Raw genomic sequence first — 22,568 nt, 5'->3', positions numbered from 1 at the left:
GCCCAGGCCCTGGTCGGCGACCCCCAGCTGCTGCTGTGCGACGAGCCGCTGCTGTCCCTCGACCTCGCCCACCAGCGTGTGGTCAGCGACCTCATCGACGCCCGCCGCCGCGCCGCCGGCACCGCCGTGCTGTTCGTGACGCACGAGATCAACCCCGTGCTGCCGCTGGTCGACCGGGTGCTCTACCTGGTCAACGGCCGGTTCCGGATCGGCACCCCGGACGAGGTCATGACCTCGGAGAACCTGTCCGAGCTGTACCGCACGCCCGTCGACGTGCTGCGCGTGCGCGGCCAGATCGTGGTCGTCGGGGCGCACCAGGAGTCGCACCACTGCGCCGACACCACGCCGTCGCCGGAGGTACGGCCCTGATGTCCGATCAGCTCGCCCTGCGTCGGGAGGCGCGGTCCTGATGTCCGACTACATCTCCACCACCCTGCTGCTCCTCCCGTTCGTCGGCACGGCGCTGGTCGCCGCCGCCGTCCTCGGCGTGCTGGCCGGGGTGTTGGGGCCGCTGATCGTCACCCGCAACATGGCCTTCTCCGTGCACGGCACCAGCGAGCTGGCCCTGACCGGTGGCGCGGCGGCGCTGCTGGCCGGCATCAACGTCGGCTACGGCTCGCTGATCGGTGCCGTGGTGGCGGCGGTGATCCTGGGGCTGCTCACCCGCAAGGTGTCCGAGCACGACTCCGTCATCGGCGCGGTGCTGGCCTTCGGGCTGGGCGTCGGCGTGCTGCTGCTGTCGTTCTACGAGGGCAACTCGGCCAACAAGTTCGGCCTGCTCATCGGGCAGATCGCCAGCGTCGACTCCGGCAGCCTGGTGCTGCTGATCAGCGCGGCCGTCGGCGTGCTCATCGTGCTGGCCTTCATCTACCGGCCGCTGCTGTTCGCCAGCGTGGACGCCGAGGTGGCAGCCGCGCGCGGGGTGCCGCTGCGGATCCTGTCGCCGGTGTTCGCGGTGCTGGTGGGCGTGGCCACCGCGCTGGGCGTGCAGACCGTCGGGTCGCTGCTGGTGCTGTCGCTGATGATCACGCCGGCCGCCGCGGCGTCGCGGGTGACGGCGTCGCCGGTGGTGGCGACCGTGCTGTCGATCGTGTTCGCGGAGCTGGCGGTGCTCGGCGGCATCGTGCTGTCGCTGGTTCCGGGCAAGCCGGTGAGCGCCTTCGTCACGGCCATCTCGTTCCTGATCTACCTGGTGTGCCGGCTGGTCGGCGTGCTGCGGGCGCGGCGCATCGGCAGCGGACGGGGCATGGCCTCGGCCCACCTGGCCGCGGCCCGACCCTGAGTCGGGATCGGGGATTTCCCTATGAGAACGCCAGTCGATCCGTACTAGCGTTGAAGCATGACTGAGGACATCAGCACGATCGACCCGGGCAAACCTCAGAGTGTCCAACGCCGAGCGCGAGCGGGCGGGGGCGCTGCTGCGGGACGCCCTGGACCAGGGGATGATCACCCTCGACGAGTTCGGCGAGCGCAGCGCGATCGCCGCGTCGGCCAAGGTCCGCGGCGAGCTCACCGCGATCCTGGCCGACCTGCCGGCCGCCGTGGCCAACGGCGCGGTCGCCCTGACCTCGCCCGCCGCGGCCGAGTCCGAGCGCCCGCTCGAGCTCAACGCCGGCATGGGCAACGTGAACCAGGTCGGCGAGTGGACCGTGCCGAGCCGGATCAACGCGCGCTGCTCCATGGGCAACGTGAAGATCGACTTCAGCGAGGCCATCTGCCGGCACCGCGACGTGTGGCTGCACGCCGAGTGCGGCTGGGGCAACATCAAGGTCCTGGTGCCGCACGGCTGGACCGTGGTCGTCGAGTCGGTGTCGGTCGGCAGCGGCCGGCTCACCAACAAGGTCAACTCGCCCGGCTCGCCCAACCTGCCCGTGCTGCACGTGGAGGGCAGCGTCAGCGCCGGCGACATCAAGATCCGTTACGCCGACTGAAAAATCGCTGGGTCCCGCTCGCTACGGTCTGGGGATGCAGACGTACTACGGGCGGGACGAAGAGGACGGGCGGCTCGGCGGAGGTGCCGGGCTGCTGGAGCTGCTGCGCACCAAGGAACTCGTACGGCGCTACCTGCCGCCCGCTCCTGCGTCCATTGTGGACGTCGGTGGCGGGACGGGCGTGCACGCGCGCTGGCTGGCCGAACTGGGCCACCGGGTCGATCTTGTCGACGCCGTGCCGCTGCATGTGGCCAGGGCGTCGGAAATCCCCGGTGTGACCGCGGTTCTCGGTGACGCGCGCAAGCTCGACGCCGCCGACGCGTCGTACGACTTCGTCCTCATGTGCGGGCCGCTGTACCACCTGCTGACCGTCGAGGACCGGCTCGCCGCCTGGCGCGAAGCCCACCGGGTGCTGAAGCCCGGCGGGTTTGTCGCCGCCGCGACCATCTCCCGGTTCTCGTCCTTCCATGACGGCCTCTACCGGGATCTGTTCCGGCACGAGGAGTTCCGGGCCATGGTCGAGTCCACTGTGGTCGACGGGCATCACCGTCCGCCCGAGGACCGCCCGTTCAACTGGTTCACCCACACATACTTCCATCGCCCCGAGGAGTCGGTGCAGGAGGCCGTTACTGCGGGATTCCTTGCGCCGCAAGTGTTCTCCGTCGAGGGCAGCGGGCGAGCGCTGCCCGACGACGAGGTGGACGCCCGGCTGGCCGATCCCGTGCGACGTGAACACCTGCTGTGGGCGCTGCGCCTGGTCGAGACCGAGCCGTCCGTGCTGGGCGTCTCCTCGCACCTGCTCACCGTGGGGCGCAAGGGTTAGCTGTTCTGGCAGGCCCGCGCGTAGGCGCTCGTCAGCTTGAGGGTGGCCGGCATCGACGGGCGGGCCGGCCACACCTGGACCAGGTACTCGTCCACCGGCTCGTCATCGTGCTCGTCCGCCGTGTCCAGATCATGACCGGCGTCCATTCCCCTTGCGTGGTAACGCAAACGGTGATTGCCCGGTCCATTCGGCAGCGCGCCCAGCGGATGGCTGTCCTCGCCCGCCCACTCCACCAGGTGCAGCTCGTCCTCCATCGGGCCGAAGTCGATCTCCACCACGTCCTCGTAGCGCTCCAGCTGGGCGCCCGGATCCGCCTCGGCGACGTCCACCCGGACACCCACGTGCCCCGTGTGCAGGCCCGTGAGCAGGATCGCCTCGCCGCCGTAGACGCCGACGATGCCGACCGGGTTCGCCGTGAAGCAGCGGTCCCAGTCGGGGCTGCCGTGGGGGTCTCCGCTGAGGTAGCACTGGCCGTCGTGGATCCAGACGTGACCGTCGAACGCCATCACCGCATGATCCTATTGGGTGACGTCGTATGGTGGGCCTATGACCGAGCAAGAAGATCGACAAGCCCGGTTCGACCGGGGGATGGCGCTGTTCAACGAGGTCAGCGGGGGACAGGGACAGGCCGTCCTCGACTCGCTCGCCGACGTCTCGCCCGAGCTCGCGTACCAGACCGTCGCGTGGGGCTTCGGCGAGATCTACAGCCGCCCCCAGCTGCCGCCCCGGGACCGTCAGCTCGTCACGATCGGAATGCTCACCGCCCTCGGCGGCTGCGAGGCCCAGTTGCGGGTGCACGTCAACACCTCGCTCAACGTCGGGCTCACCCCCGCCGAGATCGTCGAGGCCATGCTCCAGGCCGCCGGCTACTGCGGCTTTCCCCGGGCCCTCAACGCCACCGCCGTCGCCAAGGCTGTTTTCGCCGAGCGCGGACTCCTTCCCGTCGACACCGACCAGTGACTACCGTTGGTCGGTGCTGGAATTCCTGCAACCGCTGGTCGACCTGATCGCCAAGACGGTGCCGGCCCTGTCCAAGCGCCACGAACGCGACGAGGCCGCCAGGCTCGGCGCCGAGCTGTTCCTGCTCTACGTCCAGTGCAACGAGGCCCTCGTGCAGGGCGAGCACATCGTGCGCAGCCTGGAGAGCTACCTCGCGCTCGTCGCCCAGGGTAGCCAGTGGGCCGACGACGTCCGGACCTCGCTGTCTCGTGGCCTCCGCGACCAGCTGCGCACCATGACCGCCGTCGCCGCCCGCCTGCGTGAGTTCCAGTTCGCGTTCCACGTCCTGGAGGGGCCCGCCTACCTGGAGCTCCGGTTCCACACCGACCTCAAGATGGCCGCCCTCTACCACGTCGTCGCCGCCCTCGACGAGGACCGCCTGCCGCTGCGCACCGCCGGCCTCCTCATCGACAACGGTGGTGTTCTCCAGCCCGGCCCCGGTCCGGGCACCGAGGCCCTTCGCCGCCTCAACTACCAGCTGTCCGACGAGATCGCCGCCAGCTCCCTGCCCCTGGACCGCCCTTGGGGCCCCGAAATGCCCGCCGTCGTCGAGCGCTACCTCGCCGTCCGCCGCCCTCGTGAGCAGCTCGAACGCATCCGCTCCGCCTTGGAGAAGATCCGCGCCGCCCTCGTCGCCAACTTCTCCCTCGGCGACGTTCTCCTCCGCGCCGGCGACCCCCGCGCCCACCGCGGCCGTTGACGTTCCGCGAGAGCCTGGTGCCGGTGGCCCCCGACGTCACCCTCTTCGTCGCGCGGACCCCCGAATCGGCCGGCACGCCCCTGCTCGTTATTCACGGCGGCCCCGACTGGGACCACACCTACCTCCGCGATCCCTTGCACCGCCTGCCCGGCGTCGTCCTCCCCGACCTTCGCGGCTGCGGCCGATCCACCCGCGGCCTGCCTTCTTCCTCCTACACCTGGGACGCCGTCGTCTCCGACCTGCTCGCCCTCTTCGACGTCCTCGGCATCCCTGAGGCCGACGTCCTCGGCTTCTCCACCGGCGGCCTGATCGCCCAGCGTCTCGTTCTCGCTGCTCCGCAACGGTTTCGACGCATGGTCGTGGCTTCCAGCAGCATCATCCCCGTACCGCCCGACGCCTTCGCCTCCCGCCCGCCGCGCCCCTCCCCGCCGCCCGGCCTGGTCGGCACCGAGGCCAACCGCGCCTCCGCCATCGCCGCCGCTTCCGTTGACGTATGGCGCCCGGACGCCCGTCCCGACTACCTGGACCGCGTCGCCGCCATCCGCTTCTCCGGCGACTGGTGGCTTCCCTGGACCGCCGGCACCCTCCCACCCGTCCGTGTCCCCGATGCCGCCCGCCGCCTCGCCGACCTCGGGCTCCCCATCCTTTTGTTGCACGGCCGCCAGGACACGATCTTCCCCGCCGCCCTCGCCAACCAGGCCGCCGCCCACAACCCCGCCGCTCGCGCCGTGATACTCGACGACGCCGCTCACATGACCCACATCGACCAGCCGGCCGCCTGGCTCGCCGCCCTCACCGACTTCCTGACCTGATCGGAGCGCAGACCGAATTCGCCCCGCCGCCTGATGGGATCCCCACACTGGGGTCATGTCGATGAGTGATCTGGTGGCCCGCCTGGAGCGCGTCGAAGCTGAACTGGCGCTGCAGCGCCTGGCCCATAACTACTGCGTCGCTGCCGATGGTCGGGACCTGCCGCTGTGGCGGAGCGTCTGGGCGTCGGAGGCGGTGTGGGAGACCAGCGCGGACCCGGACTACATCTTCACCGGCATCGACGCGATCTGCGTAGCCGTGCAGCGGCAGTGGGAGACGTTTCCGGTGATGCAGCACGGCACAGTGAACCAGGTCCTCGACATCGGGTCCGGGTCGGCGACCGGCCGCTGTGACGTGATCATTCATGTCCAGCTGCCGGACGGCGGCTGGATCACCGGCGGCGGCACCTACGAGGACCGGTACGAGCGCTCCGACAGCGGCTGGCGGATCGGCCGTCGACGGGTGACTGCGGCCTTCGATCTCGGACCGCTGTCCGAGGTGCGTCCGTAGCCGATCAGAACTGGTAGTAATGAACCCGGCGACCGTCCACCTGGGACTGGTGGCCCCGAAAGCCCTTCTACCAGCGAAGATACCTCTCGATAGTTCTCGCCGGTTCTCACCGTTGCCCGACGCTTGACGGCCTGGAGACGGCCTGAGAGTGGATCTTGCTTGGGCTCAGCCAGGCTGAGGGCGTCATCCCGATACGTAGCCGATCATGCGGCCTGTGGTGCCGTGTCAGGGCACGCTTTCCCGCCTTGACACGGTGCTGCCGGCCGCAGTCGATGATGGCCGTATCGGGGTGCCGCCCGGACGCACGTGGCCGTTGGGAGCTGCCGTGCTCGGGGCTGTGCGGTCTGTGCTCCTGGCCCTCGCGCCGCCGGCGGTGGCGTCCCTGGCGTGCGCCGCCGGCCGTGGCCGGAAGGGTCGCCCGGCAGGCGAAGCCTGAGGGCCGTTGGCGGCCCTTCCGGCCATACGGCCTGGTGACCGGCGCTCCCAGGCCAACCACGCGCCGCCGCCGGCGGCGCGTCTTGATCCCATAGAGCCAAATTCGGCAACACTCCGTCACACACGATGCGGTTGTACTGGCCGACGTCCCTGCCTCCGCCGTCGAGGAGGATCACCGCTAGGGCACGATCACGGGAACGGGTGTATCGAATGTGATCACAACCGCGATAGTGTTGCTGTAACTGACGAGCGGCTAGAGGGGAGCGCGCTGTGGCGATGACCTTTACTGAACGCCTTGCGGCGCGGTTCCTCTTGACCGTGAAGTTTGAAGAGCTGTACGAAGACGAGTTTGAGACTTTCTTTCACGATTTGATGTCAGTGCGATATCCCGACTTTGTCGATGTTCGGACCGCCGGGAACCTGGGGGATATGGGAAGTGACGGGTTGTCGCTTCATAGTGGCAAACTCTACGCCTGTTACGGTCCGCACGCATTTAATGAAAAAAGCTTGAACGATAAGTTTAAGGGTGACCTAGAGAAGGCTAAGGTCAAGCGTAAGGGGCAGTTTCACACCTTCGTCTTTGTGCACAATGATCGTCGTGGAGGTCTTCATCCGGCTGTAGCCGGTCTGATTGCTACGGCTGCTCAAGCGAACCGTGAGATCAAGTTCGACAACTTCGGCTTCAGGCGCTTTCGTGAAGAGTTCATGCGACTGGAAGCAGATCAAGTCGAAGACCTTTTGCGGATGGAACTGCCCGTCAAAGAGGCGTCGTATGGCATAGAACTCGCAGAGCTTAGCCCCCTGCTCGACTATCTTAGCGAGCAGCGTTCCCGCCCGGATCCAACGCAACCGGTTGAAGCTCCGTCGGAGCTAAAGCTCGATTATAACAAGTTTAGCGAAGATACGCGATGTGAAATCGTTAGATTTCTTCATGTTGGCGTCAAGATATCCAACTACTATGCTAATCTGATTGATATCACCGAACGTGATGAAGTTGCGTCGTCATTTCGGCAGGAGTTTAGTAGACTGCGAGCTGAGTATGATGACCCCGAGTTGATAGTGTGGCGTCTTGAGCAGTACATCCTAGGTAACCGCACTGTGCCGTTGAGGCAGCATAATGCGGCAAAGGCTGTGGTTGCGTACTTCTTTCAAACCTGTGATATATTTGATAATCCACCCGATGGTTGGGTTGGCGATGAAAATGTGCAGGTGGAAAGATGATCACGCCCACCAAGGGTATTGCGCCGCAGCGGGCATTGCTGACTGTCGGTGCCCAGATAGCCTCTGTGCTCGATCAGCCGTTGACGGTTAGTCAAACTTGGTCACGCCTGCGTCAATGGCGGGAAGATCACGACCACAGGGCTCCTGTGCCTTTCTGGTGGTTTACGCTAGCGCTGGACGTTCTATTTAGCCTAGGTGCGGTATACTTCGACGGAGAACTTTTGGTATTGAGGAGGGTTGATGCTGAGAAGACTGGCAGCCAATGACGGCAGGTTTAAGTCGGTCAGTTTTCAACCTGGCCTGAATATAGTAATCGCCGATCGAACGAGTGCTTCGACAGAGACGGACAGTCGGAACGGGGCTGGGAAGTCCAGTCTCGTGCAGCTCCTCCACTTTCTGCTCGGTGCACGAATGGATTCCAAGTCCTTTCTGGATCGTCGGGAACTGCGAGGTCATCAGTTCTCACTGCTGCTCGATTGGCCACGTGCAGCAGAAGGCTTGACTGTTCGCCGCTCTGTCGGAACCCCGAGCGATATAATGCTTCAGCCGGATATTTCAAGCACTGGTGCATTGTTTGATGCGCCATTGGACACGTCAACTCGGGTAGGTCTCGCTGAGTGGCAAAGGCTAATCGAAAGGGACCTTTTTAGGCTTCCTGCTGAACATTCTGGAATCAGCGGAAGAGCCCTGCTTTCGCTGTACATGAGGCGGGTTGGATCTAACGCATTTAATGAGGCGGTGAAGACCGCGTCACAGCAGTCGCCGGCAGAAGCGAGTGCCAATGTAGCGTACCTGCTGGGTCTTGATTGGCAACTGGCTGCTCGTTATAAAGAGCTGTCAGTGCGGGAGTCGACCCGGAGGCGATTGGCGCAGGCTGCCAAGGATCCTGTGTGGGGAAGGATCGTTGGCCGATCCTCTGAATTGCGTGGTCAAATAACGATAGCGCAGCAGCGTGTTAATGACCTTGAGCGTCAGATTCAGTCCTTTCGTGTTGTGCCTGAGTATGAAAATCTACAGCGCCAGGCAGACGAGATGGATCGACGAATTCGTCAGATGCGCGCGCAAGATATTGTTGACAGGCGCAACCTTCAAGATTATGAAGCCGCGCTGGAAGACTCAGTTGCTCCAGATATCAGCTACTTGGAGTCTGTCTATTCGGAGCTTGGCGTTGTCCTGGGGCAGGCGGTCCGGCGGAGATACGGCGAGGTTGAGGACTTTCATCATGCCGTCGTCAGAAACCGTCGAGCCCATCTTGAGGGTGAAGTAGAGTCACTCAGGGAAGGGTTGGCGCGGCGAGAAAATGAACGTGTCTCGCTGGGTGAGGAGCAAGCGAGAATACTGCGGGCTCTGAATGAAGGGGGCGCTCTCGATGCGTTGACGGCGTTGCAGCAGGCTCTAGCTCAAGAACGTGCCAGCTTGGAGGCGCTGCGACACCGTTACGAGGCTGCTCAGGCGCTCGAAGCTAGCTCTGCGGAGATTAAAGCAGAAAGAGGCAAGCTTGAGGCGGAGACCCGTATGGATTTGCATGAGCGCGAACGTGCAATAAATGACGTGAACGTGCGATTTCTTGAGTATGCAAGCCGGCTCTACGGGTCGGGTCGGGAGGCATATTTGGATATCGACCCCACATCAACACATTTGAAGATCGTTCCACATATCGATAGCAAGGATAGCCGTGGAATTGGAAACATGGTTATCTTCTGCTTCGACCTGACTGTAGCTGTCACGGCTCGTAAGGGTGCTCGCGGTCCGGATTTTTTGGTGCACGACAGCCATCTCTTCGATGGGGTTGACGAGCGTCAGCTTGCTCGCGCCTTGAGCCTGACGCGGGAAGTTGTTGAAGCCGAATCAATGCAATATGTCGTCACAATGAATTCTGACGATCTAGAGAAGGTTTCACGGCAGGGGCTGGACCTTTCGGCGCATATTATTGATCCGCGCCTGACGGATAGTCTCGAAGATGGCGGACTGTTCGGTTTCCGCTTCTCTTAGAGTAGATCCACCAAGGATGCTATTGAAGTTGTTACCGCTGTTGCGCCAGATTGGGTTAGTGTGACGACCTTCCCTTTCTTGTTGGCAAATCCTATCGTTGCTACGTTCGCTATAATTCCGGCCTCGATGTCGGTTGTCGAATCGCCCAATAGAGTTGCTTTGGTGTTGACAACATTGAGCATGTTGATGGCCTTGTCGACCAGGTAGGAGTTTGGCTTAAGGAGTTCTATGTCTGACGTGTCGCGGGCTGATACCTGTGTAACGTGGGAAGTTAGACCGTGGAGTTCGAGGTAGCTTATCACTGCCATCGCGCTGTTATTGCTGACGATTGAGATTGGCCGCCGGCTCAGGCTCCATGCTCGAATAAGTCTGTGGGCACCGGTCGTGGGTTTGGCGGTAGCAATTGCCTCGACCTCGTAGGCGCGAAATGTGGCTTCGACGTAACGAACTTCATTGGTGCCAAGTGCTGCAGCGTACTTTAGGACATCGAATGGGTCCGCTGATGTCGCGACTTCATACGGCAAATCGTGGTGGCTGCCTTCGCTGAGAACATTACGGAGTTGATCGGCCACGATGTGCGCTGGGATGCCGGCGAAGACGGAGCAGACGGGGCCGTCGAAGTCGAGGAGTAGGGCTTCTGTGTTGGCAAGGATGTGACGGAGAACCTTGGGATCGTCGATGGGGACGGTTGTCATCGGACGAACTCTGTGGAGATGGTGGACCACATGCTCTCGAACCAGTCGCGGGCCTGTTCGACGTACTGGCTGCCGGTGCTGGTGTCGTCGTCGGTGACGGAGTGGTGAAAGAGGATGGCGTCCTTACCCATGAGGTCATAGATGGCACGGGGTGCACCGCCGAGGGTGATGACGTGCTCGCGGACGGGGTAGAAGCCGAAGAACGCCTCTTCGTTGTTGATCATGTAGAGCTTGAAGAGTGGTGCGGCGCGGTGGACGCGGATCTCGGCGGAGACGTCCTTGACCAGGCCGAGGCTGCCCAGTTCCTCGACGGAGTCGACGATGGCGAGGGTATGGCGGCGCATGATCTCTTCGGCGCGCTTGCGGAACTCGGGGCTGTCGGCGAGGTCGTCGACCTGGCAGGGGATCGTCATCGGTTGCGTGGGGTCGGGCAGCAGCAGGCGCACGTGAACGGACTCGGGTGTCAGGCGCCCAATCCTGATCTTGTCCAGCGGCTCCTGGATGACGCCGTGCAGGGTCTCGCCGGAGAAGCCGGCGAAGTCGATGGTGACATTGGGCCGCTCGAAGGCGCGCTCGATGTGTGGGCGCAGGCCGATGGGGCGCTCGGTGCGCTCGCGGACGAAGACGCCGCTGCCCTGACGGGAGACGATGAGCCCCTCTTCGCGCAGCTCGCGAAGGGCATTCTGCACGGTCATCGGTGCGACGTTGTACTTCTTCGCCAGGTCGTTGCGCGACGGCAGCCGGTCACCGGGAGAGAAGGTCTTGGTGAGGATCGCGGCCCTCAGGGCGTTCGCGACCTGCACGTAGGGCGGGCGCGGGTCGTCCGGGTCGAGGGCCATGGCCTCTCCTATCGGCTCGTTCTACGAATGTCATGTCGCGTCTTGCTGGCATGACATCTCCAGCGTAGGGCACTTGTCTAGCCCGCCTAGGGAGCTAGCTGACCTGGCCTGATTCTTGACTTGCCTAGCCAACCTAGCTACGTTGTAACTTGTCTAGCTCGGACAGGCCGGCTAGATGGGCGCTAGGAGGCAGGCGAGATGGCAGTTCCGTACGGGACGCGGTTCGCGGCGAGCTTCGACCAGGTGTTTCCCATGGGCGCGCTGATGGTCGGTGTGGTGGCTCCGGACATGGAGTACCTGAGCCAGGAGGACAAGGCGCGCGGCCGCCAGCCGAAGCAGAAGGTCGACGAGCAGACCGGCAAGCGGCTGTGGAAGGTCGTCGTCACCGACACGTCCGCGGAGAAGGAGCGCGACGCCTCGGTGACGGTCCTGATCACGGCGGACGTGCAGCCGGTGCCGCCAGCCGCGGTGCAGGTAATGCCTGGTGTGGAGGTCCGGCCGGTGGTCTTCGACGGCTTGACGGTGGAGCCGCGCGTCATGGGCGACAAGTTCCGCTACCAGGGCTTCACGATTCGGGCGGCCGGGATCGTTGCGCCGGCTTCGGGTGCTGCGCCGAAGAAGCCGGCCGGCGGCCAGAACCCGGGCGAGCAGAAGCCGGCGGCGTGATGGCGGGGCGGCCGTCACGTGAGGCGGTCGCACGCTGGAACCTTGCCTACGCGGAGCAGACGGCAGCGCTGTTCGCGGCGACTCAAGCCGCAGATGCGCAGGCACTAAGCCGGCTTGCCTTCGGCTATCAGGCAGTGGCGGAGGCGTGGCGGGTGCTCGCGGCGGACCTTGCGGTTCCACTGTGGGCGCGCCACGCCTCCTCAGTGGCCGCCGAGGAGTTCGATCGGCGGGCAGCCCTGGAGTGGTCGCGGATCGCACCGGAAGAGGGGCCGTGATGTTGGTGCTGTGCGGGGATGACGACGACCGGCCGATGATCGTGCAGGTCGGGCGTCCTGGTGCCGAGGTCGTGGTCAGCGACCAGAGCAAGCACCACATCACGGTGCGGCTTGATGAGGGAAGCGAGCAGTTCCACCTGGTGCTCACGCGAGAGATCGCTGCATTGCTCGTGGCGCGACTGCTGCCGCTCACGGCGCCGAACGTAGCGTGGCTTCAGCGGCGGGCGAAGAGGCCTGAAGTGGATGAGTGACAAGGGTTTTCGGGCGAAACCAAGCGGTCAGAACTGGTAGTACAAGAACGGGCTGAAGGTGCCGGAGGCGAGGAGGAGAGCGGCGTAGGGGAGGCCGAGGATCATGACGGCGGCGCGCAGGGCTACGGCGGGGCGGCTGCGGGCGGATTCGAGGAAGCGGCCGGTGGCGGGGCGGGCGGGCATGAAGATGATGACCAGGGCCAGGAGCAGGACCAGGGTGCGCTGGTTGTTGAGGGTGGGGCCGACGACGTCGCCGAGGCCGGAGAAGTCGGGCAGGAGCATGTGGCCCATCATCACGAGGGCCTGGCCGAGGTCGGGGGCGCGGAAGAGGACCCAGCCGAAGACGACGAGCAGGAGGGTGGAAGCGCGGCGCAGGAGGCGGTGAAGGGGGACGGCGGGGGGCTTGCCGGTCTCGAGGCCGCGCTCGATGACGAGGAGTGCGCCGTGGTAGAGGCCCCAGACGAGGAACGTCCAGTTGGCGCCGTGCCAGAAGCCGGTGAGGACGAAGACGATGCCGAGGTTGCGGTACGTCTTGGCGACGCCGTGGCGGTTGCCGCCGAGGGGGATGTAGACGTAGTCGCGGAACCAGCGCGACAGGGACATGTGCCAACGGCGCCAGAACTCGGTGACGGTGACCGACGAGTAGGGGCGGGCGAAGTTCTCGGGGAGGCGGAAACCGAGCATTCGTCCGAGACCGATGGCCATGTCCGAATAGCCGGAGAAGTCGAAGTACAGCTGGAGAGTGTAGGCGATCGCGCCGAGCCAGGCGATGCCGAAGGTCATCTCGTGCGGTGAGGTGTCGAAGCAGGTGGCGACGACGGGGCCGAGCTGGTCGGCGACGATGACCTTCTTGCTCAGGCCCAGGGCGAAGCGGGGGAAGCCGGCGGCGAAGTCGTCGAGGCGGTGAAAGCGTTGCTGCGGCAGCTGATCGGCGATCTCGCGGTACCGCACGATGGGCCCGGCGACGAGCTGGGGGAACATCGCGATGTAGGCGATGAAGGCGACGGGATTACGCGAAGCGGTGCGCTCGCCGCGGTGGATGTCGACCAGGTACGAGATGTGGTGGAAGGTGTAGAACGAGATGCCGATGGGCAGCGCGACCTGGGCCACCTGCACGCCGCCGCCGAACACCTTGGCCAGGTTGTCGGCCTGCTCGGTGAGGAAACCGGCGTACTTCCACACGATCAGGGCGGCGAGGTTGACGGCGATGACGCCGGCCAGCACGACCTTGCGGTCGTTCTCCGCGAGCTTGCTGCGCGCCGGTTCGAGGACGAGACCGGCCCCGTAGTTCACGGCCATGCTGCACAACAGCAGCAGAGTGGTCGGCCCGGCGCCCGCCGCGTAGAAGAAGAGGCTGGCCACGGCGACAACGCCGTTGCGCCAACCACGTGGCGTGACGAGCACCGCCAGCAGCACGACCGGCACGAAGTACCACAGGAACAGCGGGCTGACGAAGTTCATCCTCGGCCTTGGGAGAGGGAAGCTGGCGGTCGACCCTAACCCAAGACCGAGAGGCCGATTGGCCGAACGTCAGATCCGACCGGCCGCCCTTCGGCGCCTTGCCACCTCGGCCAGCACGACACCGGCGGCGACGGACGCGTTGAGCGACTCGACACCGGCGGCCATCGGGATGGACACGGTCTGGTCGCACGTCTCCTTCACCAGTCGGGACAGCCCGCGGCCCTCGGAGCCGACCACGACGACCAGCGGGCTGGTGGCCAGTTCGAGCTCGTCGGAGGTGATCGTCGCGTCGGCGTCGAGGCCGATGACCATGAGCCCCTCGGACGCCCAGTCCCGCAGCGTCCGGGTGAGGTTGGTGGCGATCGCGATCGGCATCTTGGCGGCGGTGCCGGCGCTGGTCCGCCAGGCCACGGCGGTCATGCTGGCGCTGCGCCGCTGCGGGAGCACCACGCCCTGGGCGCCGAAAGCGGCGGCGGAGCGCACGACGGCACCGAGGTTGCGGGGGTCGGTGACACCGTCGAGGGCGACCAGCAGCGGCGGCTCGCCGCTGTCGATCGCCTGTCGGAGCAGCTCGTCCGGGTGGCTGTACGCGAACGGCGGCACCTGAAGCCCGAGTCCCTGGTGCATCGCGCCGGTGGTGATCCGGTCCAGCTCGCCACGGGCCACCTCCAGCACGGAGATGCCCCGGTCGCCGGCCAGCTTGATCGACTCGGCGACGCGCTCGTCGCTGTCGATGCCGACCGCCACGTACAGCGCCGTAGCCGGCACGCCGGCCCGCAGACACTCCACGACCGGGTTGCGGCCGGCGACCGTCTCGGCCGAGTTGCCGGAGCGCTTGGCCCGCTTCTGCTGGTCGTCCTTGCGCGCGGCGGCGGCGTTGGCCTTGCGCTGCGCCGGATGCCCGCCGCTCGACGCCTTCGGCGTCGGGCCCTTGCCTCAATACGTGATCGAAGAAATGGGAACAATGACGGAAGGTCCTATTTGCCCAGCATTCGACTCACTCACAAACTCCCCAATATGCGATTGGACCGCGATATAGTCTACCTAAGACCGGAGACCAGCCCCTCTGGGACAACATGACTCTCGATGTGCACTCAGACACTATCGTCGTCCGGCAAAATACGAACGCGGACCCTTTATCAGTCCATCTGATCACGGACAAGCCCTAGTACGAGGAAAATCTCGCCAGTGGGCGCGTTAATTAACCTAGACGCACTCGTCATAGGCGTAATGCGAAGTGAGCAGGTTTCTAGCTTGACTCGCGCTACGACTTGAGGCTTGGAGGGGTTGCGCCCTATTGAGGATGTTGAGATGTGGTCAATCCACTGGATTTTCTTGAGATAATTCGGCGTGTCGGGGGCTGTTGGCCACTAATAATTTGGCACGTTCTACTTAGCCTCACATTTCCCACCCTACATGTTACACGGTCCAACACCCATTGCATGAGCTCCGGGCCAAGATTGTCGGTGACGCCGGCCTTGGACAGCCGGTCTCGCAACAGGTCGGCGGTCGCGAAGTCGCGTTCCGCACGGGCCCGCTGCCGTTCCTCCAGCAGGTGACCGACGAGCACGTCGAGCGCCTGCTGCATCGAATTGTCCGCTGTGGACGATCGGGACCACCGGTCGGACAACGGGTCCAGCCCCAGCACGTCCATCATCGCCCGCACGGAGCCGGCCGCGCCACGAGCACCGTCCTGGTCTCCGTTGTCCAGAGCCACGTTGCCCTCGCGCACGGTCGAGTGCACGGCGGCCAGCGCCGACGGGGTGGACAGATCGTCGTCCATCGCGGCGGTGAAGTCGGCGCACAGCACGCCCGGCTCCACCGAACCGGTCTGCTGCACCACCCGCTGCACGAAGTTCTCGATCCGCCCGTACGCCGTCACGGCCTCGTCCAGCGCCGTGTCCGAGTACTCGATGGTCGACCGGTAGTGCGGGCCGACCAGGTAGTACCGCAGCTCGACGGCTCGGGCCTTGGTCAGCATGGCCGGGATCGACATGACGTTGCCGAGCGACTTGGACATCTTCTCGCCGCTCATGGTGACCCAGGACCAGTGCATCCAGTACCGGGAGAACGCGTCGCCGGCCGCACGGGACTGGGCCTGCTCGTTCTCGTGGTGCGGGAACACCAGGTCCAGCCCGCCGCCGTGGATGTCGAACTCCGGGCCCAGGTAGTACGTGGACATGGCCGAGCACTCCAGGTGCCAGCCGGGCCGGCCCGGGCCCCACGGCGTCGGCCAGGACGGCTCGCCCGGCTTGGCGCCCTTCCACAGCGTGAAGTCGCGCGGGTCCCGCTTGCCGGTGGCCGCCGACTCGCCCTGGACGACCTCGTCCAACTTCTGGCCGGACAAGGCGCCGTACTCCGGGAACGAGGCCACAGCGAAGTAGACGTCGCCGTTGGCGGCGTAGGCGTGCCCACGGTCGATCAGCCGCTGCATCAGCTCGATCATCTGCGTGATGTGCCCGGTGGCCCGCGGCGAGATGGAGGCCGGCAGGCAGCCCAGCGTCTCGTAGGCGTCCAGGAATTCACGCTCGTGGGTCGACGCCCACTCCCACCAGGGGCGATCAGCGGCGGCGGCCTTGGCCAACACCTTGTCGTCGATGTCGGTGACGTTGCGCACGTGCAGCACATCGGTGCCGTCGTGCTCAAGCCAGCGGCGCAGCACGTCGAAGTTGACCGCGCCCCGGATGTGGCCCAGGTGCGGCGCGCCCTGCACGGTGGCCCCACACTCGTAGATCGACACGGTTCCACTGCGCGCAGGCTGGAACGCCCGCAGACTGCGGGTCGCGGTGTCGTAGAGGTGAAGGCTCACACGCAAATGGTACGCACCCTCATCGGGACAATACATTCGCCCAGGTCACACTACGTAGGAAGGGGCACCGTCGCGATGGACGGCGCCCCTTTCGGCGAACATCGGATCAACCGCTGATCCTCCTCCTGCGCGTCAGTCACACCAGGAGGCCGCCCGCGACCAGCAGCAACCCGGCCAGGCCGATCATGCCGGCGCGGAGTGAGTCAGGAGATGCCGTAAGCGGATAGCGCCGAGAGCAGCGCGTCCGGGCGTTCGGCGGTGGGCAGCGGGTCGACGATGGCCACCGAGCAGCCCAGCGCCGCGGCGCCGCCGTCGGCCTCCTCGCTGTCACCGACCATCAGCGCGCGGGCCGGCTCAAGGCCCAGCCGGTCGCACGCGGCGGCGAAGATCTCCGGCTCCGGCTTGACGTGACCCTCCACATAGGACATGACGATCACGTCGACCAGATCGGCGATGCCGTGCTTGGTCAGTACCGGCGTGATGTCCCAGCCGATGTTGCTCACCACGGCGCTGCGGAGTCCGGCGTCGCGCACAGCCCGCAGGGCCGGCAGCACGTCCGGGTACGGCGACCAGTTCTCGGCGTCGAGCATCCGCCGGTAGACGGTCTCCGCTGCGCCGTCGGGCAGCCCAGCCGCGCGCAGGGCGGCGAAGTAGACGGTGTGGTGCACCTCGGTGTCGAGGTCGCGGCGGTGCCACGCCTCGTGCAGCTCCGGCGGCAGGCCCTCGGAGATGCCGACCGGGGCGGTGAGCCGGCGCATCAGCTCCACCTGGTCGGTGATCTCCAGCGGCGCGCCGGCATCGTCCATCAGGCCGTCCAGCACGCCCGAGCCGAACTCGAGGCGGCACAGCGTGCCGGAGAAGTCGAACAGGACACCTTGGATGTCAGCCACAACACCAACGTAGTTGTTCAGACCATCTTGACCAAGGGAAAGTGGCGCGGCCGTCATCGTCCATAATGGACAGTGACGGCGCGGTGTCAGTCCGTGGTCGGCACGACCAGCGCGGTGGCCACGGCGGCGATGCCCTCGCCGCGCCCGGTCAGTCCCAGCCCGTCGGTGGTCGTGCCGGAGACCGAGACGGGGCCACCGATCACGTCGGACAGCACCCGCTGCGCCTCGTCCCGGCGCTTGCCGATCTTGGGGCGGTTGCCGATCACCTGCACGGCCGCGTTGCCCACGGTGAAGCCGGCCGCGTCGAGACGCCGGCGGACCTCGGTGAGCAGAGTCACGCCGCTGGCCCCGGCCCACTGCGGGTCGCTGGTGCCGAAGACCGCGCCGAGGTCACCCAGCCCGGCCGCCGACAGCAGGGCGTCGCACAGCGCGTGGGCGGCGACGTCGCCGTCGGAGTGGCCCTCGCAGCCGTCGACGTCCGGCCAGTGCAGCCCGGCCAGCCAGCAGTCGCGGCCGGCCTCGATGGGGTGCACGTCCGTGCCGATGCCGACGCGGGGGAGGAAAATCACAGCTGGGCTCCAGAGAACAGCGCCTCGGCCACCACCAGATCGAACGGCGTGGTGATCTTCAGCGCGTGCGGGTGGCCGGCGACGGTGGCGACGGGCTCGCCCAGCCGCTCGACCAGACCGGCGTCGTCGGTCACCGGGGCATCCTGCTGATCATGTGCGCGCCGGAGCAAATCGACGTCGAAGCCCTGCGGGGTCTGCACAACTCGCAGCCGTGACCGGTCCGGCGTGCCGACCACAATGCCGTCGACATCGACCTGTTTGACCGTGTCTGTGACCGGCAGCACGGGAATCACCGCCGGCGCACCGGCCCGCACCGCGTCGGCGACGGCGCGGATGACCTCGGGCGGCGTAAAACACCGGGCCGCGTCATGCACGAGGACAACACGGGTGCCGGGATGCAGCGCCACGGCCTCGTCGAGAGCGAGCCGGACGGAGTCGGATCGTTCCTCGCCGCCGGGCACGACACGGACGGCTGCGCCGAACTCACTGAGCGCGTCCACGACCACGTCCACCATGTCCGGTGGGGCCGCGACGACAACCTGGTCGACAACGCCGGAGGCCAGCAGGCCTCGCACGGCGTGAACCAGAAGAGGAGCCCCGCACACGGGGACCAGCGCCTTCGGTATCGGGGCGCCGAGACGTACTCCCCGGCCGGCCGCGGGCACGAGCGCAACAACGCGCGCGTCCGCGGCCACCGGAGTGTTCAACGAATTCAGGATGCGGTAGCGAGGACCTCGTCCAGCAGGACCTCGGCCTTGTCTTCGTCAGTTCCTTCAGCCAGTGCGAGCTCACTGACCAGTATCTGCCGTGCCTTGGCCAACATGCGCTTCTCGCCGGCGGACAGCCCGCGGTCCTTCTCGCGTCGCCACAGATCACGCACCACTTCGGCCACCTTGTTCACGTCGCCGGACGCGAGCTTCTCCAGGTTGGCCTTGTACCGCCGGGACCAGTTGGTCGGCTCCTCGGTGTGGGGAGCACGCAGGACCTCGAAGACCCGGTTGAGCCCGTCCTGGCCCACGACATCCCGCACACCCACGATCTCGGCGTTGTCTGCGGGGACGCGAACCGTCAGGTCGCCCTGGGCGACCTTGAGGACGAGGTACTTCTTCTCCTCGCCCTTGATGAGACGGGTCTCGATCGCTTCGATGAGAGCGGCACCGTGGTGCGGGTAGACGACGGTCTCTCCGACCTTGAAAACCATGTGTCCTCTGCCCCTTTCGCTGACCCTAGCTTAACACGTCCGGCAACTCGCGCGCCTCGGGCCGAAGATCCGTTACCGCAGGTCAGCGGCCGCACGGGGGGTTGACAAACCCCGATTCGACGTGCTGCCCACCCCCTGTGGATCCACAGTGGACAGCGCGAACGGGCACCGAGTGCGCGGGCCTTGCGGGGCAGTGGTTAGGCTTCGGGCCACGTGTCGGAGTTTGAGGTGCGCCAAGGAAGGATCCCGCCACAGTGAGCAGCGCTGAGCAGAACCTGATCACGCGACTGCGCCTGCTTCCCGTAGTGCTGGGGATCGGCGCCGCGGTCCTGGCGTCCGGGTGCAGTGCGGGCCAGATCACCCAGACCGACACCCAGGTGCCGGCCGTCAACGGGTCGATGGGCACGGTCAAGCAGATCGCGGTGCGTGACGTCCAGCTGGCCTTTCCGGCCGGCAAGACCTACTTCAGCAAGGGCGAGAGCGCCTCGCTGCTGCTGACCATCGCCAACTCCGGCGACGCCACCGACAAGCTCGTCGCCGTCAGCAGCCCGCAGTTCGGCTCCGGCGCCCAGATCGTCGGCGACGCCAGCATCCCCGGCTTCCACGCCATCTCCGCCACCGCCACCGCCGTGACCCCGGTCAGCACCACCTCGCCGACGGCCACCTCCACCACGGGCACGTCGACCACGGGAACGTCCACGACGGGCACCTCCACGACCGGCACGTCTACGACCGGCACGTCGACCACCGGCACCTCCACCACGGGGACCTCGGCGTCGACCACCGTGACGACCACCACCAGCGCCCCCGAGCTGCCGATCGGCAGCATCCAGATCCAGCTGGTCGGCCTCACCGCGGACAAGCTGCTGCCGGGTCAGACCGTGCAGGTCACCTTCACCTTCGCCAACGCCGGCGACCTCACGCTGAACGTCCCGATCGCCGCCACGCCCCACCCGCGCGACGACAAGTGACTCTGTGACGACAGAGCCCCCGACAGCCTCGCTGTCGGGGGCTTTTGTCCACAGGCCCCAAGTTGTCCACAGGCGCCCCCATTCCAAGATCCACTAGGTCCGGCCGTGGGTAGGATTGCTTCCGGGGCGGCCTCCCCAGGGAGCGGTGGGGGCTGTTTGTCGGGCGTGGTCGGCCGGGGTTGAGCAGTGGGGCCGGTCGGGGGCTGGCCGTTGGGGTGGCTCGCTCGCGAAACTGTCAGACCTCGGCGCTAGCGTTGGCTCGTGGTCAAGAACGCGAAGCCGGCGAAGCCCAATTATCGGTGCGTGGAGTGCGGCTTCGAGGTCGCGAAGTGGGTGGGGCGCTGCCCGGAGTGCCAGGCTTGGGGCACGGTGGAGGAGCGGGCGCCGGTGCGGGCGGGGCTGGCGCGGATCGCGGCGGGGGTGCCGAGCTCGCCGGCCCGGCGGATCTCCGAGGTGGACGTCGAGGAGAGCAAGGCGCGGCCGACCGGGGTGGACGAGCTGGACCGCGTGCTGGGCGGGGGCATCGTGCCGGGGGCGGTGGCGCTGCTGGCCGGGGAGCCGGGCGTGGGCAAGTCGACGCTGCTGCTGGAGGTGGCCCACCGCTGGGCGGAGAAGGGCGACTCGGGCCCCGTCCTCTACGTCACGGGCGAGGAGTCGGCGGGCCAGGTGCGGCTGCGGGCGGAGCGCACGGGCAACCTGCATCCGGAGATCTTCCTGGCGGCGGAGAGCGACCTCTCGGCGGTGCTGAGCCACGTGGACGAGGTCAAGCCGGGCCTGATGATCGTCGACTCGGTGCAGACCATCCAGTCGACCGAGGACACGGGCGTGGTCGGGGGCGTGACCCAGGTGCGGGCGGTGGCCTCCGCGCTGATCGCGCTGGCCAAGGAGAACGGGCTGCCGGTGGTGCTGGTGGGCCACGTCACCAAGGACGGCTCGATCGCGGGCCCCGCGAGTGCTGGAGCACCTGGTGGACGTGGTGCTGCAGTTCGAGGGGGATCGGCACAGCACGCTGCGCCTGATCCGGGGTGTGAAGAACCGGTACGGGCCGGCGGACGAGGTGGGCTGCTTCGAGCTGCGCGACGACGGCATCGCGGGGGTGCCGGATCCGTCGGGTTTGTTCATGAACCGCAAGGACGTCGGCGTGGCCGGCACGGCCGTGACGGTGGTGATGGAGGGGAAGCGGCCGCTGCTGGCCGAGGTGCAGGCGCTGGTGTCGAAGACCGGCCTGCCGGCCCCGCGGCGGGCGGTGAGCGACCTGGATTCGGCCCGGCTGGCCATGATTCTGGCGGTGCTGGAGCGGCGCGGGCGGGTGCGGCTGACGGATCAGGACGTGTTCTCGGCGGCGGTCGGCGGCATGCGCATCACCGAGCCGGCGGCCGACCTCGCCATCGCGCTCGCGGTCGCCTCGGCCACGGTGGACGCGGCGTTGCCGGCGGACGTGGTCGCGGTGGGCGAGGTCGGCCTGGCCGGAGAGATCCGGCGGGTCACCGGCGTCGGGCGACGCCTGGCCGAGGCGGCTCGGCTGGGCTTCACCCGGGCACTGGTCCCGCCGGACTCCGGCCCCCTCCCCCCGGAGATCAGGGCTCTGGTCGTGCCGGATCTGGGCGCGGCGTTGCAGGTGCTCTACGACGTCGCCAAGAAGTGATCACCGCGGCGTGACGCCCAGTGTGTCGACAACTCCATAACGCATGGCGGAGAACAGGAACACGGAGCCGTTGGCCGCGTTGAACTGCCGCTCGCCCAGATAGGTGCCGTCGACCGGGTCGATCAGGATCTCGTCGGAGACGCCGTTGGTGACGACGCCGATGGCGAAGCCGGCCGTGCCGTCCAGGTTGGCCACGTCGCGCAGCCCGTACGCGCCGGGCAGCTGGGCGATGGCCTGCCACAGAACCTTGCGCACGTCGACCGGGAAGATGCCGGTCTTCAGGGCATAGACGGCGTAGTACAGCGGCGCGATGCCATGGCCGGCGGCGGCCGTGTCGGCCATAAGTTTGGCCGCCATGCCCTGCGGGGTCTTGGGCAGGCCGGCCAGCCAGTCCGGGTTCGGCGAGAGCCAGCCGCCCTTCTGGTCCGCGCACGGCAGGTGCCCGGTGACCTGAGGATTCACCGAGTCGAAGTCGGCGCAGCCGGCCCGCACCTCGCTGGGGTGCATGGAGAACTTGTCCTCCGGGCCGACCGTGGAGATCACGCCGTTCGCGTACTTGGCGGTCTGGGAGCCGACCGGACCCTCCTGGCGTAGCCACTGGTCGGTCCACGTGGCGGGCTGCCAGGTCGTCGTGGTCTGGTCGGTCAACGGCCTGTCCGGGGTGCCGTCCGCGCCGCCGGCCCACAGCTGGTCGCGCACGTAGCGGAACTGCCCGAGAGCCACGGTCGGGTCGCTGTAGTGGATCTGGGACAGCAGCTGGGGCAGCGGCATCGGCGACGGGTGCGCCGCGGGCGTCGTGGTCGACGCGGTTGGAGGGGCGGCGGGCTGCGCGGTGTGGGGTCGCAGCACCAGCACGGTGCTCACGAGCGCGGCGG

Annotated in this window: 24 protein-coding genes and 3 pseudogenes; 16 read left to right on the top strand and 11 right to left on the bottom strand. The window is 66.7% G+C overall.

Features of this window, described 5'->3' with window-relative positions; all coding sequences use genetic code 11:
* The 4 genes and pseudogenes from KUTG_RS24405 to KUTG_RS24390 form a co-directional block, all read left to right on the top strand.
* Positions 1-369, top strand: a pseudogene (locus tag KUTG_RS24405) (ABC transporter ATP-binding protein); the annotation flags it as partial.
* Between the two features lie 40 nt (positions 370-409).
* On the top strand, positions 410-1,282 hold the full coding sequence (locus tag KUTG_RS24400) for a metal ABC transporter permease (protein ID WP_043719878.1): 873 nt from the start codon (positions 410-412) through the stop codon (positions 1,280-1,282).
* Positions 1,283-1,382: 100 nt separating this feature from the next.
* Positions 1,383-1,931, top strand: coding sequence for a DUF1707 SHOCT-like domain-containing protein (locus KUTG_RS24395; protein WP_043719874.1), 549 nt, complete (start codon positions 1,383-1,385; stop codon positions 1,929-1,931).
* A gap of 34 nt (positions 1,932-1,965) precedes the next feature.
* Positions 1,966-2,754 (top strand): class I SAM-dependent methyltransferase, encoded by a 789-nt coding sequence (locus tag KUTG_RS24390; RefSeq protein WP_052395356.1) that lies wholly within the window; start codon positions 1,966-1,968, stop codon positions 2,752-2,754.
* On the opposite strand, the gene KUTG_RS24385 is transcribed toward KUTG_RS24390, so the two are convergent.
* Entirely contained in the window at positions 2,751-3,260 is a 510-nt protein-coding gene (locus KUTG_RS24385) for a hypothetical protein (RefSeq protein WP_157494736.1), read from the bottom strand. The genes KUTG_RS24390 and KUTG_RS24385 overlap by 4 nt on opposite strands.
* A 40-nt stretch (positions 3,261-3,300) precedes the next feature.
* Here KUTG_RS24385 and KUTG_RS24380 point away from each other — a divergent pair, with 40 nt between their 5' ends.
* The 7 genes from KUTG_RS24380 (at position 3,301) to KUTG_RS56600 (ending at position 9,421) form a co-directional block, all read left to right on the top strand.
* On the top strand, positions 3,301-3,714 hold the full coding sequence (locus KUTG_RS24380; RefSeq protein ID WP_043719869.1) for a carboxymuconolactone decarboxylase family protein: 414 nt from the start codon (positions 3,301-3,303) through the stop codon (positions 3,712-3,714).
* A 13-nt stretch (positions 3,715-3,727) separates the two neighbouring features.
* Complete coding sequence (locus KUTG_RS24375; protein ID WP_043719867.1) at positions 3,728-4,453, top strand: hypothetical protein; 726 nt, start codon at positions 3,728-3,730, stop codon at positions 4,451-4,453.
* Positions 4,450-5,265 (top strand): alpha/beta fold hydrolase, encoded by an 816-nt coding sequence (locus tag KUTG_RS24370; protein WP_043719865.1) that lies wholly within the window; start codon positions 4,450-4,452, stop codon positions 5,263-5,265. Before KUTG_RS24375 ends, KUTG_RS24370 begins: the two co-directional genes overlap by 4 nt.
* 55 nt (positions 5,266-5,320) lie before the next feature.
* Complete coding sequence (locus KUTG_RS24365; protein ID WP_043719862.1) at positions 5,321-5,773, top strand: nuclear transport factor 2 family protein; 453 nt, start codon at positions 5,321-5,323, stop codon at positions 5,771-5,773.
* Between the two features lie 711 nt (positions 5,774-6,484).
* The gene (locus tag KUTG_RS58900) at positions 6,485-7,429 is read left to right on the top strand and encodes an ABC-three component system protein (protein WP_369794652.1); all 945 of its coding nucleotides are present in this window, start codon (positions 6,485-6,487) and stop codon (positions 7,427-7,429) included.
* Positions 7,426-7,695 carry an ABC-three component system middle component 6 gene (locus KUTG_RS56605; RefSeq protein WP_084579754.1) on the top strand — a complete coding sequence of 90 codons (270 nt, stop codon included), beginning with the start codon at positions 7,426-7,428 and terminating at the stop codon, positions 7,693-7,695. The genes KUTG_RS58900 and KUTG_RS56605 overlap by 4 nt, the downstream gene beginning before the upstream one ends.
* A 145-nt stretch (positions 7,696-7,840) precedes the next feature.
* Entirely contained in the window at positions 7,841-9,421 is a 1,581-nt protein-coding gene (locus KUTG_RS56600) for an ABC-three component system protein (RefSeq protein WP_198047299.1), read from the top strand.
* Here KUTG_RS56600 and KUTG_RS56595 read toward each other — a convergent pair.
* Positions 9,418-10,116: an HAD family hydrolase gene (locus tag KUTG_RS56595; protein ID WP_084579750.1), complete on the bottom strand. Its 699-nt coding sequence runs from the start codon at positions 10,114-10,116 to the stop codon at positions 9,418-9,420. The genes KUTG_RS56600 and KUTG_RS56595 overlap by 4 nt on opposite strands.
* Entirely contained in the window at positions 10,113-10,955 is an 843-nt protein-coding gene (locus KUTG_RS24350) for a GntR family transcriptional regulator (RefSeq protein ID WP_198047298.1), read from the bottom strand. Before KUTG_RS24350 ends, KUTG_RS56595 begins: the two co-directional genes overlap by 4 nt.
* 198 nt (positions 10,956-11,153) lie before the next feature.
* On the opposite strand from KUTG_RS24350, the gene KUTG_RS24345 reads away from it, so the two are divergent.
* From KUTG_RS24345 to KUTG_RS24335, 3 genes are read left to right on the top strand one after another with little or no spacing between them, the layout of a single operon-like run.
* Complete coding sequence (locus KUTG_RS24345) at positions 11,154-11,621, top strand: hypothetical protein (RefSeq protein ID WP_043719855.1); 468 nt, start codon at positions 11,154-11,156, stop codon at positions 11,619-11,621.
* Positions 11,621-11,896, top strand: a complete 276-nt coding sequence (locus KUTG_RS24340; RefSeq protein ID WP_043730486.1) for a hypothetical protein — start codon at positions 11,621-11,623, stop codon at positions 11,894-11,896. Before KUTG_RS24345 ends, KUTG_RS24340 begins: the two co-directional genes overlap by 1 nt.
* Positions 11,893-12,147, top strand: a complete 255-nt coding sequence (locus KUTG_RS24335) for a hypothetical protein (protein ID WP_043719852.1) — start codon at positions 11,893-11,895, stop codon at positions 12,145-12,147. The genes KUTG_RS24340 and KUTG_RS24335 overlap by 4 nt, the downstream gene beginning before the upstream one ends.
* 27 nt (positions 12,148-12,174) lie before the next feature.
* Here the strand turns inward: KUTG_RS24335 and KUTG_RS24330 are convergent, their stop codons facing one another.
* From KUTG_RS24330 to KUTG_RS24300, 7 genes and pseudogenes are all read right to left on the bottom strand, one after another.
* Entirely contained in the window at positions 12,175-13,608 is a 1,434-nt protein-coding gene (locus KUTG_RS24330) for an MBOAT family O-acyltransferase (RefSeq protein ID WP_043719849.1), read from the bottom strand.
* A gap of 69 nt (positions 13,609-13,677) precedes the next feature.
* Positions 13,678-14,544: pseudogene (gene rlmB, locus KUTG_RS24325) on the bottom strand (23S rRNA (guanosine(2251)-2'-O)-methyltransferase RlmB); the annotation flags it as partial.
* A 358-nt stretch (positions 14,545-14,902) separates the two neighbouring features.
* Positions 14,903-16,417 (bottom strand): cysteine--tRNA ligase, encoded by a 1,515-nt coding sequence (cysS, locus tag KUTG_RS24320; RefSeq protein ID WP_084579748.1) that lies wholly within the window; start codon positions 16,415-16,417, stop codon positions 14,903-14,905.
* A gap of 203 nt (positions 16,418-16,620) precedes the next feature.
* A complete protein-coding gene (locus KUTG_RS24315) occupies positions 16,621-17,307 on the bottom strand; it encodes an HAD family hydrolase (protein WP_232240921.1) in 687 nt (228 codons plus the stop codon).
* 86 nt (positions 17,308-17,393) lie between these two features.
* Positions 17,394-17,876, bottom strand: coding sequence for a 2-C-methyl-D-erythritol 2,4-cyclodiphosphate synthase (ispF, locus tag KUTG_RS24310; protein ID WP_232240920.1), 483 nt, complete (start codon positions 17,874-17,876; stop codon positions 17,394-17,396).
* Positions 17,873-18,583 (bottom strand): 2-C-methyl-D-erythritol 4-phosphate cytidylyltransferase, encoded by a 711-nt coding sequence (ispD, locus tag KUTG_RS24305; RefSeq protein WP_198047297.1) that lies wholly within the window; start codon positions 18,581-18,583, stop codon positions 17,873-17,875. The genes ispF and ispD overlap by 4 nt, the downstream gene beginning before the upstream one ends.
* 5 nt (positions 18,584-18,588) lie before the next feature.
* On the bottom strand, positions 18,589-19,077 hold the full coding sequence (locus KUTG_RS24300) for a CarD family transcriptional regulator (protein WP_043719844.1): 489 nt from the start codon (positions 19,075-19,077) through the stop codon (positions 18,589-18,591).
* Positions 19,078-19,331: 254 nt separating this feature from the next.
* Between KUTG_RS24300 and KUTG_RS24295 the strand changes: the two genes are divergently transcribed.
* The gene (locus tag KUTG_RS24295) at positions 19,332-20,048 is read left to right on the top strand and encodes a hypothetical protein (RefSeq protein ID WP_157494734.1); all 717 of its coding nucleotides are present in this window, start codon (positions 19,332-19,334) and stop codon (positions 20,046-20,048) included.
* Between the two features lie 261 nt (positions 20,049-20,309).
* A pseudogene (gene radA, locus KUTG_RS24290) lies at positions 20,310-21,693 on the top strand (DNA repair protein RadA).
* Here radA and KUTG_RS24285 read toward each other — a convergent pair.
* Positions 21,694-22,568 (bottom strand): hypothetical protein (locus KUTG_RS24285; RefSeq protein ID WP_043719840.1); only part of this gene is annotated, 875 nt, incomplete at its 5' end.

Origin of the sequence: Kutzneria sp. 744, assembly GCF_000568255.1 — a bacterium.
GTDB lineage: Bacteria > Actinomycetota > Actinomycetes > Mycobacteriales > Pseudonocardiaceae > Kutzneria.
This window is presented reverse-complemented; position numbering and strand designations above follow the sequence as displayed.